12 protein-coding genes and 1 riboswitch are annotated in these 12,990 nt (G+C 69.2%); of the genes, 1 reads left to right on the top strand and 11 read right to left on the bottom strand.

The genetic code is table 11. The features are described from left to right. Nucleotides 1–443 (bottom strand): YbaK/EbsC family protein (locus tag QMG61_RS15835; protein WP_283495304.1); only part of this gene is annotated, 443 nt, incomplete at its 3' end. A 193-nt stretch (nucleotides 444–636) separates the two neighbouring features. Between QMG61_RS15835 and QMG61_RS15830 the strand changes: the two genes are divergently transcribed. Beyond that, on the top strand, nucleotides 637–1,185 hold the full coding sequence (locus QMG61_RS15830) for a gamma carbonic anhydrase family protein (protein WP_283495303.1): 549 nt from the start codon (nucleotides 637–639) through the stop codon (nucleotides 1,183–1,185). 170 nt (nucleotides 1,186–1,355) lie between these two features. Here QMG61_RS15830 and QMG61_RS15825 read toward each other — a convergent pair whose 3' ends face one another. The 10 genes from QMG61_RS15825 to QMG61_RS15780 form a co-directional block, all read right to left on the bottom strand. Continuing rightward, the gene (locus tag QMG61_RS15825; RefSeq protein ID WP_283495302.1) at nucleotides 1,356–3,053 is read right to left on the bottom strand and encodes a flavin monoamine oxidase family protein; all 1,698 of its coding nucleotides are present in this window, start codon (nucleotides 3,051–3,053) and stop codon (nucleotides 1,356–1,358) included. A 147-nt stretch (nucleotides 3,054–3,200) separates the two neighbouring features. Beyond that, nucleotides 3,201–4,058 carry a nitrilase-related carbon-nitrogen hydrolase gene (locus QMG61_RS15820; RefSeq protein WP_283495301.1) on the bottom strand — a complete coding sequence of 286 codons (858 nt, stop codon included), beginning with the start codon at nucleotides 4,056–4,058 and terminating at the stop codon, nucleotides 3,201–3,203. Between the two features lie 139 nt (nucleotides 4,059–4,197). Beyond that, on the bottom strand, nucleotides 4,198–5,082 hold the full coding sequence (locus QMG61_RS15815) for a bifunctional methylenetetrahydrofolate dehydrogenase/methenyltetrahydrofolate cyclohydrolase (RefSeq protein WP_283495300.1): 885 nt from the start codon (nucleotides 5,080–5,082) through the stop codon (nucleotides 4,198–4,200). A gap of 184 nt (nucleotides 5,083–5,266) precedes the next feature. Beyond that, the gene (gene glyA / locus QMG61_RS15810; RefSeq protein WP_283495299.1) at nucleotides 5,267–6,565 is read right to left on the bottom strand and encodes a serine hydroxymethyltransferase; all 1,299 of its coding nucleotides are present in this window, start codon (nucleotides 6,563–6,565) and stop codon (nucleotides 5,267–5,269) included. Between the two features lie 42 nt (nucleotides 6,566–6,607). Next, a riboswitch (ZMP/ZTP riboswitch) is annotated at nucleotides 6,608–6,698 on the bottom strand. Between the two features lie 5 nt (nucleotides 6,699–6,703). Continuing rightward, a complete protein-coding gene (gene mnhG / locus QMG61_RS15805) occupies nucleotides 6,704–7,042 on the bottom strand; it encodes a monovalent cation/H(+) antiporter subunit G (protein WP_283495298.1) in 339 nt (112 codons plus the stop codon). After that, nucleotides 7,039–7,302: an MrpF/PhaF family protein gene (locus QMG61_RS15800; protein ID WP_283495297.1), complete on the bottom strand. Its 264-nt coding sequence runs from the start codon at nucleotides 7,300–7,302 to the stop codon at nucleotides 7,039–7,041. Before QMG61_RS15800 ends, mnhG begins: the two co-directional genes overlap by 4 nt. Then, entirely contained in the window at nucleotides 7,302–7,928 is a 627-nt protein-coding gene (locus QMG61_RS15795; protein ID WP_283495296.1) for a Na+/H+ antiporter subunit E, read from the bottom strand. The genes QMG61_RS15800 and QMG61_RS15795 overlap by 1 nt, the downstream gene beginning before the upstream one ends. Further along, a complete protein-coding gene (locus QMG61_RS15790) occupies nucleotides 7,925–9,484 on the bottom strand; it encodes a Na+/H+ antiporter subunit D (protein ID WP_283495295.1) in 1,560 nt (519 codons plus the stop codon). The genes QMG61_RS15795 and QMG61_RS15790 overlap by 4 nt, the downstream gene beginning before the upstream one ends. After that, entirely contained in the window at nucleotides 9,481–9,987 is a 507-nt protein-coding gene (locus tag QMG61_RS15785) for a sodium:proton antiporter (protein ID WP_283495294.1), read from the bottom strand. Before QMG61_RS15785 ends, QMG61_RS15790 begins: the two co-directional genes overlap by 4 nt. Next, on the bottom strand, nucleotides 9,984–12,893 hold the full coding sequence (locus QMG61_RS15780) for a Na+/H+ antiporter subunit A (protein WP_283495293.1): 2,910 nt from the start codon (nucleotides 12,891–12,893) through the stop codon (nucleotides 9,984–9,986). Before QMG61_RS15780 ends, QMG61_RS15785 begins: the two co-directional genes overlap by 4 nt. Between the last annotated feature and the right edge of the window lie 97 nt (nucleotides 12,894–12,990).

Raw genomic sequence — 12,990 nt, 5'->3', positions numbered from 1 at the left:
ATCCTCAGCAATTCGTCGAAGGTGGTCGGGAAGACCGTGTGGGCGTGGCCCGCGGCGGCCCAGACCACCGGGAATTCGGCGAGCGCGACATCCACCAGCGTGCGCAGCGACGACGGATGCCCCACCGGCGCGACTCCGCCGATCACCTGCCCGGTCGCGTGTTTGACCAGGTCCTTCGGTGCGCGCCCGATCGTGCCGCCGAGGCGCTCCCCCAGCCACGCCGTGTCCACTCGGTGAGCGCCGGAGGTGAGCACGAGCAGCGGCTCCTCGTCGAGGGTGAAGACGAGAGAGTTCGCGATCGCGCCGACCTCAATGCCGAGTGCGGCGGCCGCCGCGACCGCCGTGGTAGCCGCGTCGTCCAACCACCGGATCTCGGGATCAAGACCGTGCCCGCGCAGAGTTTCACGTACCCGGTCGACGGCAGGATGAGCGGTATTCACCATGCAGCCAGACTAGACGCCGCCCGGCCACGGCGCCTCCGGCGATCCCCGCACCGCTCCCGACTCCCAGCCCGCCGAACTGTGACTTATGCCCGTTTTCCGGGCCCAAAACTGTGTCTTTCTCACAGTTCGGCGGGGTGGGAGCGCGATGGGAGGCAGGGTGAGGCGGGACCGGGGGCGCAGTAGGCTGGCGCTTATGACTGCCGACAGCGCCGCCCGCATCATCACCCTCGCCGACCGACCCGGACCGAACGTGGCCGCCTCCGCATTCGTCGCCCCCGGCGCCGTGCTTGTCGGCCACGTCACCCTGGCCGAGCACGCCAGCGTCTGGTACAACTCGGTGCTCCGCGCCGAGGCCGAGCCGATTCGGATCGGCGCCGGCTCGAACCTGCAGGACAACGTGTCCTGCCACGTCGATCACGGCTTCCCCCTGATCGTGGGCCGTAACGTCTCCGTCGGCCACGGCGCCGTGCTGCACGGCTGCACGATCGAGGACGATGTGCTCGTCGGAATGTCGGCGACCATCCTCAACGGCGCCGTCATCGGTGAGGGTTCACTCGTCGCCGCGGGGGCCGTCGTGCTCGAGGGCAGCATGGTGCCGCCCCGTTCGCTGGTCGCCGGGGTGCCGGCGAAGGTGCGCCGGGCGCTCACGGACGACGAGGTGGCCGGCATCCGCCACAATGCCGAGGCGTATCTTGAACATTCGGTCCTGCACGAGGCCTCCCTGGCCGCGCCGCAGGACTGACCGGGCGCCCGCGCCAGTGCGGCTGCCCAGCCTGGCTGAGGCACGGCCCGACTGCGGCCCGGCGGCCCTGCCCGACTGCTGCCCAGCCTGACTGAGGCCCGGGGCAACCGGGGCCGAGCCCGACGGAGGCCCGGCCCGACGCAGGCCCAGCGGCCCGGCGCGACCGGGGATCAGCCCAGGACGACCGGGGCGAGTTCGTCCCAGACGTCGCCGGGACCGGGGTTCCCCGGCGCCGATGCTCCGCCGAGGTGCCGCACGGTTCCCCAGACCGCGTTGAGGGCCGTGGTCACCGCGCCCTCCGCCCAGCCTGCCGTGAAGGAGATGTCGTCCCCGGCGAGGAAGATCCCTCGCTCGGCGGCCGGTTTGTCCTCCTGCACGAAGTGCCCGAAGAGGCGCTCCTGGTAGCGATAGTGGCCGGGCAGGTTGTTCTTGAACGCGCCCATGAAGTTGGGGTCGGCCTCCCACGACACGGTGATCGGCTCGCCGACGATGTGCGCGGCGATGTCCACGGTCGGGTAGATCTTCTTCAGTGAGTGCAGCATCAGGTCGGTGCGTTCGTCGGCGCTGAGCGAGAGGAACTTCAGTGCGTCGTCGTTCCAGGTGTAGGACAGCAGAATCACGGCGGGCTGGTCCGGGCCGTTGTCGAGCAGGTAGGTCGCCCGCGGCAGCCGGTCGGTGAGTGTCATGCTCAGCACGTGGCGTCCGGTCTCCGGGTCGATGTCGTTCCAGAACGGGCGGTCCACCATGACGAAGGTCTTGGACGACTGCATGTAGTGGCTGCGCTCGATCGCGGTCCACATCTCCGGCGCGAAGAGGGTCTCCTCGGTGTCGATCCGGGCGGAGAGCAACCAGGACTGGCAGGTGACGATGGCCGCCTCGAACTCGCGGGTCGCCCCCCACTTCTCGGTGATCCGGATGCCGCCGCCCTCCGCCCGCTTGATCGACGCCACGGCGCCGCGCGGTACCCCGCCGTTCAGGCTCGCGACCGAGGTTCCCTTCGGCCAGTGCACCAGATCCGCGGGGGCGTGCGACCAGAGACCGTCGGGAAGCCGCTGGGCGCCGCCGAGGATGCGCCGATGCTTGTCGTCCGCGTCGGTGAAGACCACCCGGAGGATCTCCAGGATCGAGTTGGAGAAATCGGTGTCCCAGCCGCCGGTGCCGAAACCGACCTGCCCGAAGGCCTCCCGGTGGGCGAAGGACTTCTCCGCGAACGCGGCGCTGCCGGCGATGAAGCCGTAGAACGTCTGCTCGTCGAGCTCGGCCACGATTCGATTCCAGATTCGCTTGATCGTGGGTACGTCCCGGTTACGGAGCGCATCCTGCACGACGTCGAAGTCGACCTCCTCGCGCAGGGCCCGGCGCCAGGCCTCGGCCACCTCGGCGAAGAACGGCGGGAGATCGTCGGCGGTCTCCGCGTAGTGAGCCCTGCCCTCCAGCTCGATCAGGGTGCTCGGCGTCACGGCGGAGAGCGGATTCGGGAACTCCCGCGTCTCCAGGCCGAGCGTGTCGATGTAGTGGTAGAACGCCTTGCCGGATTCCGGGAAGCGCATGCCGCCGAGGTCGGCGACGACGCCGGGTGCCGCGGAGAACTCGGCCGTCTTCAGCCGCCCGCCGATCCTGGCCGCCTCATAGACGATGGGCTTCAGGCCGAGCCTGAGCAGCTCGTATGCGGCGATCACACCGGACAGCCCGGCGCCGACAACGGCCACCTCGGTGCCCAGCTTGAGGTCGGGCACGTGGCCGAGGCCGGCCGGGTTCGCCAGGTAGTGGTCGTAGCTGAACGGGAAGTCCGGGTTCAGCATCGTGATCGGCGGACGGTCGGCCTCGCCCGGAACGGGCGGGTGCGGCAGGTCGGATGCCATTGTCATGTCTGTGCCTTCACGATCAGCTGGATGAGGGGGCCGCGTCCACGGAGACGCCGGGTTTGCGGGTCGCCGGCGACGGACTGCTTCCGACCGTAGAGGAGTTCCGGCGTCCGCGCCAACGACCATCCGGAATCCGAGGGGCGTTCGGGGTCACTCGGGCCGGCCGAGCCGATCGTGGCTCGCATCGCTCCAGGACCGGTACAGCTCGGGCCTTCGGTCGGCGAGATAGTCGACCTCGCTGGTGGGGGCGGTGACCGTGGCGTAGCTCAGCCCGGTGGTTCGCGCGGCATCCGTCAGGATGCTGCCGTCCGGCCCGACGATCACGCTGGCACCGGCCAGGTCCAGTCCGGCCTCCGCCCCGACGTGGTTGGCGTACGCGAGCGTGACGGAGTTCTCGAGGGCACGGGCGGGCACGAGCACCCGGGCGACGTTCTCGAATCCCGTCGTCAAGGCGGTCGGGACGAGCACGAGGGTGGCGCCGTGCAGGGCGGCGTCACGCACAACCTCGGGGAACTCGACGTCGTAACAGATGATCAGGGCGACCTTCAGCCCGAGGAACTCGACAACGGGCGGCGGCGCCGAACCCGGTCGGAAATTCGCCCGCTCCTCCGCACCGAACAGGTGTGACTTCGCGTAGCGCGCGAGCACCCGTCCGGTGCGGTCGACGAGCGCGGACGTGATCGCCCGGTCGTCCTCCGGGCCCGGACCCGGCACGCTGTAGACGAGCGCGATGTCGTGCCGGGCGGCGATGCCGGCGAGGTCACGGTCGAGGTCGGCGGCCGCCTCGGCCGAGACGGACTCGCGGATCAGCTCTGGGGCATAACCCGTGGCGAAGAGTTCGGGTGTGAGCAGCAGTTCTGCGCCGGCCGCGCGGGCTTCCCTGGCCGCCTCGTCGAGGATGGCGAGGTTGGCCGCAAGGTCGAGCGGTTCGGCGCGGCCCTGGAACAGGGCCAGCCGCACGCGTGGTCCGTCCGCCGGCGCGGTCGGGGACGCTGTCGGCTCTGACATGGCTGGGGACCTCCGTGATCGACGCTGTCGTTTCCCCGAGCGTAGTTCAGCGGCGCTCCACTCACCACACCGGCCGGCACCACACCGGCCGGCACCACACCGGCGGAGACCGGAACGGCCGCCGACCGGCGCGACGAGGTCAGGGGTGCAGGGCCTGCTCGGCCGCCTTCACCACGTTGCTCAGCAGCATGGCGCGGGTCATCGGACCCACCCCGCGCGGATTCGGCGAGAGGTGGCCGGCGACCAGGGCGACATCCGGATGCACGTCCCCGGTCAGCGTGCCCTTGCCGGTCTCCGGGTCGGTCACCCGGGTGATGCCCACATCGAGCACGGCGGCGCCCGGCTTGACCCAATCGGCCTGAATCAGGTGCGGCACCCCGACGGCCGCGACGACGATGTCGGCACGGCGCACCTCCCCGGCCAGGTCGACGGTGCGCGAGTGGGTCAGGGTGACCGTGGCGTCCAGTCCCTTGCGGGTGAAGAGCAGTCCGAGCGGGCGACCGACGGTCAGGCCGCGGCCGACGACAACGACCTTGCGCCCGACGATCGGCACCTCATAGCGACGCAGCAATTCGACGATGCCCGCCGGTGTGCACGGAAGCGGCGAACGCAGTTCGCCCTCGATGCCGAGCACCAGCCGACCGAGGTTGGTCGGGTGCAGGCCGTCGGCATCCTTGGACGGGTCGATCAATTCGAGCATGGCGTTCTCGTTGTGACCCACGGGCAGCGGCAGCTGGATGATGTAGCCGGTCACCTCCCGGCTGTCGTTGAGATCCTTGATGGCCGCCCGCACGTCCGCGCTCGTCGCGGAACCGGGCAGGTCGATCCGGATCGACTCGATGCCGACCTCGGCGCAGTCCCGGTGCTTGCCCGTCACGTACGACCGGGATCCCGGGTCGTCACCGACGAGAAGGGTGCCCAGACCCGGCACGACGCCGTGCGCGCGGAGGGCGGTGATGCGTTCGATCAGTTCGGACTTGATCGCGGAGGCGGTCTTGACTCCGTCGAGGGTGATTGCGCTCATGCGAGCTCCATTCGGTCGTTCCGGTTGAGGTTCACGGTCGGCACCAGGTCGGCCGGTCGGCGCCGGCGGGGCGCCGACCGTGACAAGCCGACGGAGCGCTGTGCGCGGCGCCGGTGACGGGGTCAGCGCCGGTGCATCGCCTGCGCACCCCGTCGAGACGACCGGGGCGCAGGCTCCAGCGGGGCTACTGCTGCAGGCCGGGGTAGAGCGGGAACGCCTCGGTGAGCACCTTGACCCTGGCGCGGAGGCCCTGGATGTCGGCGCCCGGCTTCAACGCCTCGGCGATCACGTCGGCGACGACGGTGAACTCGGCGTCATCGAAGCCGCGGGTGGCCAGGGCGGGCGTGCCGATCCGGAGGCCACTGGTGACCATCGGCGGGCGCGGGTCGAACGGAACCGAGTTGCGGTTGACCGTGATGCCCACCTCGTGCAGGGCGTTCTCGGCCTGCTGGCCGTCGATCGGCGAGTTGCGCAGGTCGGCGAGCACGAGGTGGACGTCGGTGCCGCCCGTGAGCACGTCGACGCCGCCGGCCTTCGAGTCGTCGGCGGTGAGCCGGGCGGCGAGGATGCTGGCACCGCGGAGGGTGCGCTCCTGGCGCTCCTTGAACTCGGGCTCGGCCGCCAGCTTGAACGCGGTCGCCTTGGCTGCGATCACGTGCATCAGCGGGCCGCCCTGCTGGCCGGGGAAGACGTTGGAGTTGAGCTTCTTCGCCAGGGTCATGTCGCGGGAGAGGATGAAGCCGGAACGCGGTCCGGCCAGCGTCTTGTGCACGGTGCTGGAGACGACATCCGCATACGGCACGGGCGAGGGGTGCAGCCCGGCGGCGACGAGCCCGGCGAAGTGGGCCATGTCGACCCAGAGCAGGGCGCCGACCTCGTCGGCGATGCTGCGGAAGGCCGCGAAGTCGAGGTGGCGCGGGTAGGCGGACCAGCCGGCGATGATGACCTTCGGCTTGTGCGCAAGCGCCTTGTCGCGCACAACGTCCATGTCAACGCGGAACGTCTCCGGGTCGACGCCATAGGCGACCGGGTTGTAGAGCTTGCCGGAGAAGTTGAGTTTCATGCCGTGGGTGAGGTGCCCGCCGTGCGCGAGTTCAAGGCCCAGGATGGTGTCGCCGGGGGTGGCGATGGCGGCAAGCACGGCCGCGTTCGCGGTGGCGCCGGAGTGCGGCTGCACGTTCGCGTACTCGGCGCCGAAGAGGGCCTTCGCCCGGTCGATCGCGAGCTGCTCGGCCACGTCGACGTATTCGCAGCCGCCGTAGTAGCGACGGCCGGGGTAGCCCTCGGCGTACTTGTTCGTGAGCACGGAACCCTGCGACTGCAGGATTGCGCGCGGCACGAAGTTCTCGCTCGCGATCATCTCGAGGTAGTCGCGCTGGCGACCGAGTTCCTGCTCGAGAACGGCGGCGATCTCGGGGTCCACGACCTCAAGCGGCTCGTTGAACGTGGAGTTCAGAACGGTGGATGGCACAGAATCGGACACGGGGTCTCCTTAGACGAATTGGTTAACGACGTGATGATTAATCGTCGTGGCCCAGGCGTGCGGCCACTAACCGTGTCAGTCGCTCCCCGATGGTGACCCATCTTTCGTGCTACGCCAGTTGCGACACGACAGATCTTATCAGTCGGGGCGGGTGCCGAGCTCATCGACGATGAGTACATCAATGCGCACCCGGTGGCTATCGTAGGCGGCCCTGGCCACCAGGTGCGCGACCACCGGCGCGGTCAACGACTGGAACACCACGATGGCGATGATCAGGGTGATGGTTCCGATGGTGGAATTGTTCAGGGCCACATCGACCATGATCGCGATCAGCCCGAAAATCTGTGGCTTCGTCGCGGCGTGCAGCCGCGACAGCACGTCGGGAAACCGGATGATGCCGATCCCGGCCGCGAAGCACATCGTCGCTCCCAAGAGCACCAGAATCGCGGAGATCACGTCGCGCACGGTGTCGCTCATTCGCTGTCCCGCACGGGCAGAAAGCGCGCGACGCTGAGGGAGCCCAGCACGGCGAAGAGGGCCAGGACGAGCAGCACCGGCAGCGTGTCGGCGTGACGATTGAACGACATCTCGGCGCCGAGCGCGCAGATCACCGTGGCGACCAGGACATCCGAGGCGATGACCCGGTCGAGCACGGTCGGCCCGCGCACGATCCGGTAGAGGGCGCAGAGGGCGGCGGCCCCGAACAACACCCCGGCGACAACGGCAACGATCTCCATCAGCTGGTTCCTCCCCATCTTCGTTTGTTGCTCGCATGCTCGTCGCGGGCGAACTGGTCCTTTTCCCGCCGGTCCTCGCCGCTCACCCGGCGGAGGCGTTCCACGTCCTGCCGCGACCCGAATGCCATCACGATCCGGCGTTCCTCGGCGAGCACGCCGCTCCGAAACTCTTCCACCTGTTCCGCCCGCTTCAGATTGAGAACGTGCAGATAGAGGGTCGAGCGCACCCGGTCCACATCGACCACGATCGCCCCGGGGACGATCGAGGTCGACACGCCGGTCACGGTCAGGATGAAGTCGCTGCGGGTGCGGAGGTGCACGGCCACGATCGCGTTGCTGGGCGTGTACCGGGGGGAAAGCGCCATCGCGGCCACCTGCAGGGAGCCCCTGGCGATGTCGAAACCGAGCCGGATCAGGTAGAGCAGCGCATACCAGGGATTCAGGCGCAGGCCCAGGTCCACGGCCGGCAGGTAGAAGCCCACCGACACGATCGAGGCCAGCACGGTGCCGGTGACCAGGTTCAGCCAGGAGAACGACCCCCAGAGCAGCATCCACAGCAGCACGAGCCCCAGGAACAGGGGCGCCTGGTTCACGAACGTGGCGAGACGCTGCTTCGTGCTGCTCATGGCGAGCCGTCCGGGAAGACGGCATTGATGTAGGTGGCCGGCTGCTCGATGTTGTCCGCCGCCCGGGCGGTGAGCGCGAATACCGGTCCCGCGAACAGGGTCAGGGAGACGGTCAGCGCCAGCAGCGCCGTCGTCGCTCCAGTCATCAGCGGCGAAATGGTGCGCGTCTTGACCGTGCCGTGGTCGTCCGGGTCTTCCAACAACCCATCGAGCATCGGTGACTCATAGGCTTCGACCTCGTCGGTCGACCGCCAGAACGCGATGTTCCAGACCCGCGCCAGGGCGTAAAGAGTCAGCAGCGAGGTGGCTGCTCCGGCGGCCAACAGAATGTAGCTGAGCGGACCGCCGAGTTCCGCGCCGGCCTGGAAGAGGGCGAATTTACCGAGGAAACCGGAGAACGGGGGGATCCCACCGAGGTTGAGCGCCCCCACGAAGAACAGGAAAGCCACGAACGGAGCCGCCTTCAACAGGCCCCCCAGCCGCGCCAACGAGGTGGTGCCGCCCACCCGCTCGATCAGCCCGGCGCAGAGGAAGAGACTCGTCTGCACGGTGATGTGGTGGACCACGTAGAAGATGGTGGCCGCGATGGCCAGCGGCGTGCCCATCGCGATACCGAAGATCATGTAGCCGATGTGGCTCACCAGGGTGAAAGACAGCAACCGTTTGATGTCCGCCTGCGCGAGCGCGCCCAGGATACCCACGATCAGGGTCAGGAACGCCACCACCATCAGCGGCACCGACAGCTGACTCTCGGGGAAGAGCAGCGTCTGGGTACGGATGATCGCGTAAATGCCGACCTTCGTGAGCAGTCCGGCGAACACCGCCGTGACCGGGGCGGGGGCCGTGGGGTAGGAGTCGGGCAACCAGAATGACAGCGGGAACACCGCGGCCTTCACACAGAAGGCCAGCAGCAGCAGCAGATTGAGGATCAGTTGCACGTCCGGGGGCAGGTCCGCCACCCGGTCGGCGATCAGCGCCATGGTCACCGTGCCCGTCGCCCCGTAGATCAGGGCGATCGCACTGAGGAAGAGCACGGAGGAGACCAGGCTCACCACAACGTAGGTCACACCGACCCGGATGCGCGCGCCGGTGCCGCCGAGTGTCAGGAGCACGTAGCTGGCCGAGAGCAGCATCTCGAACCCGACGTAGAGGTTGAACAGGTCACCCGCGATGAAGGCGTTGAAGAGCCCGGCGGCGAGCACGAGGTAGGTGGGGTGGAAGATCGAGACCGGGGTCTCCGCGTCCCCGTCCACAATGCCCTGACCCACCGCGAACAGGAGCACCCCGAGCAGCATCAGCGCGGAGACAAGCAGCATGATCGCCGACAACCGGTCGACGACGAGCACGATTCCCCACGGAGCCTGCCAGCCGCCCACGTGCACGACGGAGGGGCCGTTCTGGTCGACCTGCACCAGGAGCGCGGTGCTGATCGCGGCAACGAGGGTCAGGGCCAGCACGCTGACGATGATCTGCTGGGGGCGGCGGCGGCCGAGGGCGAGGGTCAGCGCGCTGCCGAGCAGCGGGATGGCGACGACGAGCGGCACGAGGACGTTCACCGGTCCCTCCCCTCTCCCGGGGCTCTGGCCGGGTCGCCGCGATCGTCCGCGTGCTCGTTGCCGTGCTCGCGCTCGCTCGCGTCGAGGTCTTCCTGGCTGGCCGCGTCGTCGTCGGTCACCGAACGGAACGACTTCTCCGTGCTTTCGACGGTCTCGGCGGCGTGTTCGTCGGTGACGGTGTCTCCCTCATCGCCCAGCCGCGCCAGCCACCAGGAACGGTAGATCAGGGCGAGAATGAGGGCCGTGATACCGAAGTTGATCACGATGGCGGTGAGCATGAGCACCTGGGGCACCGGGTCGACCATGGCGGCGTCGGCCGGGGTACCGGTCACGATGGGCGCGTTGCCGGGTCGGCCGCTCATGATGAAGACCAGCAGGTTGGTGGCGTTGCCCACCAGGAGGAATCCGATCAGCACCCGGGTGAGGCTGCGCTCGAGCATGACGTAGACCCCGGCGGCATACATGACCGCCATCGCGACCACGAGGGTGAGGGAGGCGCTCATACCGATGCCTCCGTTTCCTGGCGCGGTCGCGGCTCGGTCTCGCCGGCCTCGAGTTGCCGGTCGACCTCGCTGCCCAGGCTGCGCAGGATGTCCAGCACCAGGCCGACGACGACCAGGTACACGCCGATGTCGAAGATGGTCGAGGTGCCGAAGGAGAGATGACCGAGCACCGGCACCGAGGTTTCGACGTAAGCGGATTCCAGCGGGATCCCGCCGAAGAAGAGAGACACGACGGCCATCCCGACCGCCAGCACGATCCCGAGTCCGAGGATCTTACCGGGGTCGACGGGCACGGCCTCGCCCAGTTCGTAGCGTCCCCCGGCGAGGTACCGGGACACCAGCGCGAGCCCGGCGAGGAGCCCGCCGGCGAAGCCGCCGCCCGGGGCGTTGTGGCCGGCGATGAGGAGGTAGACGGACACGACGATGGCGGGGTGGAAGAGCAGCCGCACCAGCACCTCGAGCATGATCGACCGGTCCTTCTCCTCGACCGTGCGCCCGGCGAGGAGCCAGGACTGACGGGTGACCGCATGCCCCTCTGACGGAGCGGCGGGGTCGGCGACGACCTTACGGCGATGCAGCAGGGACCGGCGCCGGCGAGACTCCCGCAGCCGGGGCACGTCCGCGGTGCGGCCGGAGACGAAGAGGAGGCTGGCCACGCCGGTGGCCACCACGATCAGCACGGAAATTTCGCCCATGGTGTCCCAGGCCCGGATGTCCACGAGCATCACGTTGACGATATTGCGGCCGTGTCCCTCCTCGAGGGCGAGTCTCGGCAGCTCTGCCGCGATACTGGACCCCTGCCGCGCACCGAGCGCGATGATGCCGATGGTGCCCATCACCGCACCGACGAGTACGCCGATCACCGCCCGCCGACGCCGGTGCAGAGGTCGGTTGTGCTGAGCGATCTTCCGGGGCAGCCGGCGCAGGACGAGCACGAAGACGACGATGGTCATGGTTTCGACGAGGGCCTGGGTCAGGGCCAGGTCGGGAGCACCGTGGAAGGCGAAGAGCGCGACCAGGCCGTAGCCGGTGACGCCGGCCAGCAGCACGGCCGTGATCCGCTCGCCGACGCGCGCGGCCATCACCGCCGCGATGCCCACGGTGAGGGCGATCACGACCTGGCCGGGGTAGTCCCAGAGCACGATCGCATCCGGCCAGCTTCGGTTGACGGAGGCGGCGAAACCGAGCGCCAGCAGGAACACGACGAGGATGGTGGACAGGTATTGAGGCAGCCCGCCGAGCTGCGCGAAGTGGGTCGTGCGCGCTGCCGCCCGGTCGATGCCGCGCACGAGGTAACCGTAGCCCTGGCCGGCATCGACGTAGGCCGGCACGGCGTCCTGCAGCCGGGCCACGGCCCTCCTTCGCCAGAAGAGCACGGCGCCGAGCAGAACGACGACTCCGCTCAGGGCCAGCGCGGGTTCGAGGCCGTGCCAGAGCGCGAGGTAGTAGTCGCCGTTGCCCGGCACGGTGTCGGCGTAGGGCGCCAGGAGCGGGTCGAGCAGGAAGACGAGCGGGCCGAGCAGCACGGTGGCTGCGGCGAGCACGCCCGGCGCCAGCTGGAAGTCCCAGCGGGTGGGATGCAGTGCGGTGTCCGCGAGCGCCGGCCGGGTGCCGAAGGCTCCCCAGAAGAAACGGGCGCTGTAGGCCACCGTCAGCACCGACCCGAGCAGGGTGCCGACCAGGGCGACCCAGCCCCATCCGTCGCCGGCCAGTGCCGCCTCCAGGAACGCCGTGAAGACGGCCTCCTTGGCGACGTAGCCGAGTAGCGGCGGGAGACCGGCCATCGAGGCCACGGCGATCCCGGCGATCCCGGCGAGAACGGGGGCGCTGCGCCCCACGCCGGAGAGCTGGCGCCAGTCCCTCGTGCCGGCGCGGTGGTCGATGATGCCGACCGTCAGGAAGAGTGCGGCCTTGTAGAGGGCGTGGGCGAGGAGCAGGGCGACCCCGGCCAGCGCGGCGTCACGGGTGCCGAAACCGACGACGACCATGAGGAACCCGAGCTGGCTGACCGTTCCGTAGGCGAGCACGAGCTTGAGGTCGTACTGTCGCAGCGAACGCCACGCGCCGATCAGCATGGTGCCGACGCCGAGGGTGACGAGCAGCGGCGTCCAGCCGGGGGTGTCCGCGTAGCCCGGGGCAAGGCGGGCGACCAGGTAGATGCCGGCCTTGACCATCGCCGCGGCGTGCAGGTAGGCGCTCACCGGGGTGGGTGCCGCCATCGCGGCCGGCAGCCAGAAATGGAAGGGCACGAGCGCCGATTTCGACAGGGCGCCGACCAGGATCAGCAGCACCGCCCAGGTGGCGGCCGGACCGCTGACGGGGTCCACGATGATGGCGGCCAGCGAGGTGGTCCCGGCCTCCCCCGCGAGGATCACGACCCCGACGAGCATGACCAGTCCGCCGAAGGTGGTCACGAGCAGGGCCTGCAGGGCCGCGCCCCGGCTCGCCCGCTTGAACGTGTAATGCCCGATCAGCAAGTAGGAAAGCACGCTGGTGATCTCCCAGAAGATGAACATCACCACGATGTCGTCCGCGGTGACCAGGCCGTACATCGCGCCGGCGAAGGCGAGCAGTCCGGCGGCGAAGCGGCCCAGTGCCGGCTCCTCCGCGGCGAAGTAGCGGGCGCAGTAGACCAGGACGAGGGCTCCGACGCCGGTGACGACGAGGGCGAGCAACCAGGCCAGCGTGTCGACACGGAAGGAGAGGGACACCCCGAGTTGCGGGATCCACGGGATGCTCTGGGTGGCCGCGCCGCCGCGAGTCACGAGACCGGTCTGACCGAGGGTGAAGACGAACGTCGCCGCCGGGAGCAGGGCGACCAGATAGAAGACCCTCGGTCCGAGACGGCGGGTCAGTGCCGGCGTCACCAACGAGAGGATCAGGAAGATCAGGAGGATCGTCGCCATGCGGCCTCCCGGCTATCCAGTCAGAATGTCTGGGTCAGTCTACCGAATTGCTGCCCCGCGCGCCCCGTCTCCGGTCAGGGACTTATGCCGGGGTGGG

The organism is Cryobacterium sp. PH31-AA6 (assembly GCF_030063195.1).
In the GTDB taxonomy this organism is placed as follows: domain Bacteria; phylum Actinomycetota; class Actinomycetes; order Actinomycetales; family Microbacteriaceae; genus Cryobacterium.
Note: the sequence above shows the minus strand (reverse complement) of the source record. Positions and strands in the feature narration are given on the sequence as shown.

What these genes read in the sequence shown, in the direction of transcription:
- QMG61_RS15785 (WP_283495294.1), bottom strand. Translation starts at nt 9,987, where the DNA reads ATGAGCGCCTCCCTCACCCTCGTGGTCGCGATGGCGGTCATGTATGCC.
- QMG61_RS15820 (WP_283495301.1), bottom strand. Translation starts at nt 4,058, where the DNA reads ATGTCAGAGCCGACAGCGTCCCCGACCGCGCCGGCGGACGGACCACGC.
- QMG61_RS15800 (WP_283495297.1), bottom strand. Translation starts at nt 7,302, where the DNA reads ATGGAGATCGTTGCCGTTGTCGCCGGGGTGTTGTTCGGGGCCGCCGCC.
- QMG61_RS15795 (WP_283495296.1), bottom strand. Translation starts at nt 7,928, where the DNA reads ATGAGCAGCACGAAGCAGCGTCTCGCCACGTTCGTGAACCAGGCGCCC.
- QMG61_RS15815 (WP_283495300.1), bottom strand. Translation starts at nt 5,082, where the DNA reads ATGAGCGCAATCACCCTCGACGGAGTCAAGACCGCCTCCGCGATCAAG.
- QMG61_RS15830 (WP_283495303.1), top strand. Translation starts at nt 637, where the DNA reads ATGACTGCCGACAGCGCCGCCCGCATCATCACCCTCGCCGACCGACCC.
- mnhG (WP_283495298.1), bottom strand. Translation starts at nt 7,042, where the DNA reads ATGAGCGACACCGTGCGCGACGTGATCTCCGCGATTCTGGTGCTCTTG.
- QMG61_RS15780 (WP_283495293.1), bottom strand. Translation starts at nt 12,893, where the DNA reads ATGGCGACGATCCTCCTGATCTTCCTGATCCTCTCGTTGGTGACGCCG.
- QMG61_RS15825 (WP_283495302.1), bottom strand. Translation starts at nt 3,053, where the DNA reads ATGACAATGGCATCCGACCTGCCGCACCCGCCCGTTCCGGGCGAGGCC.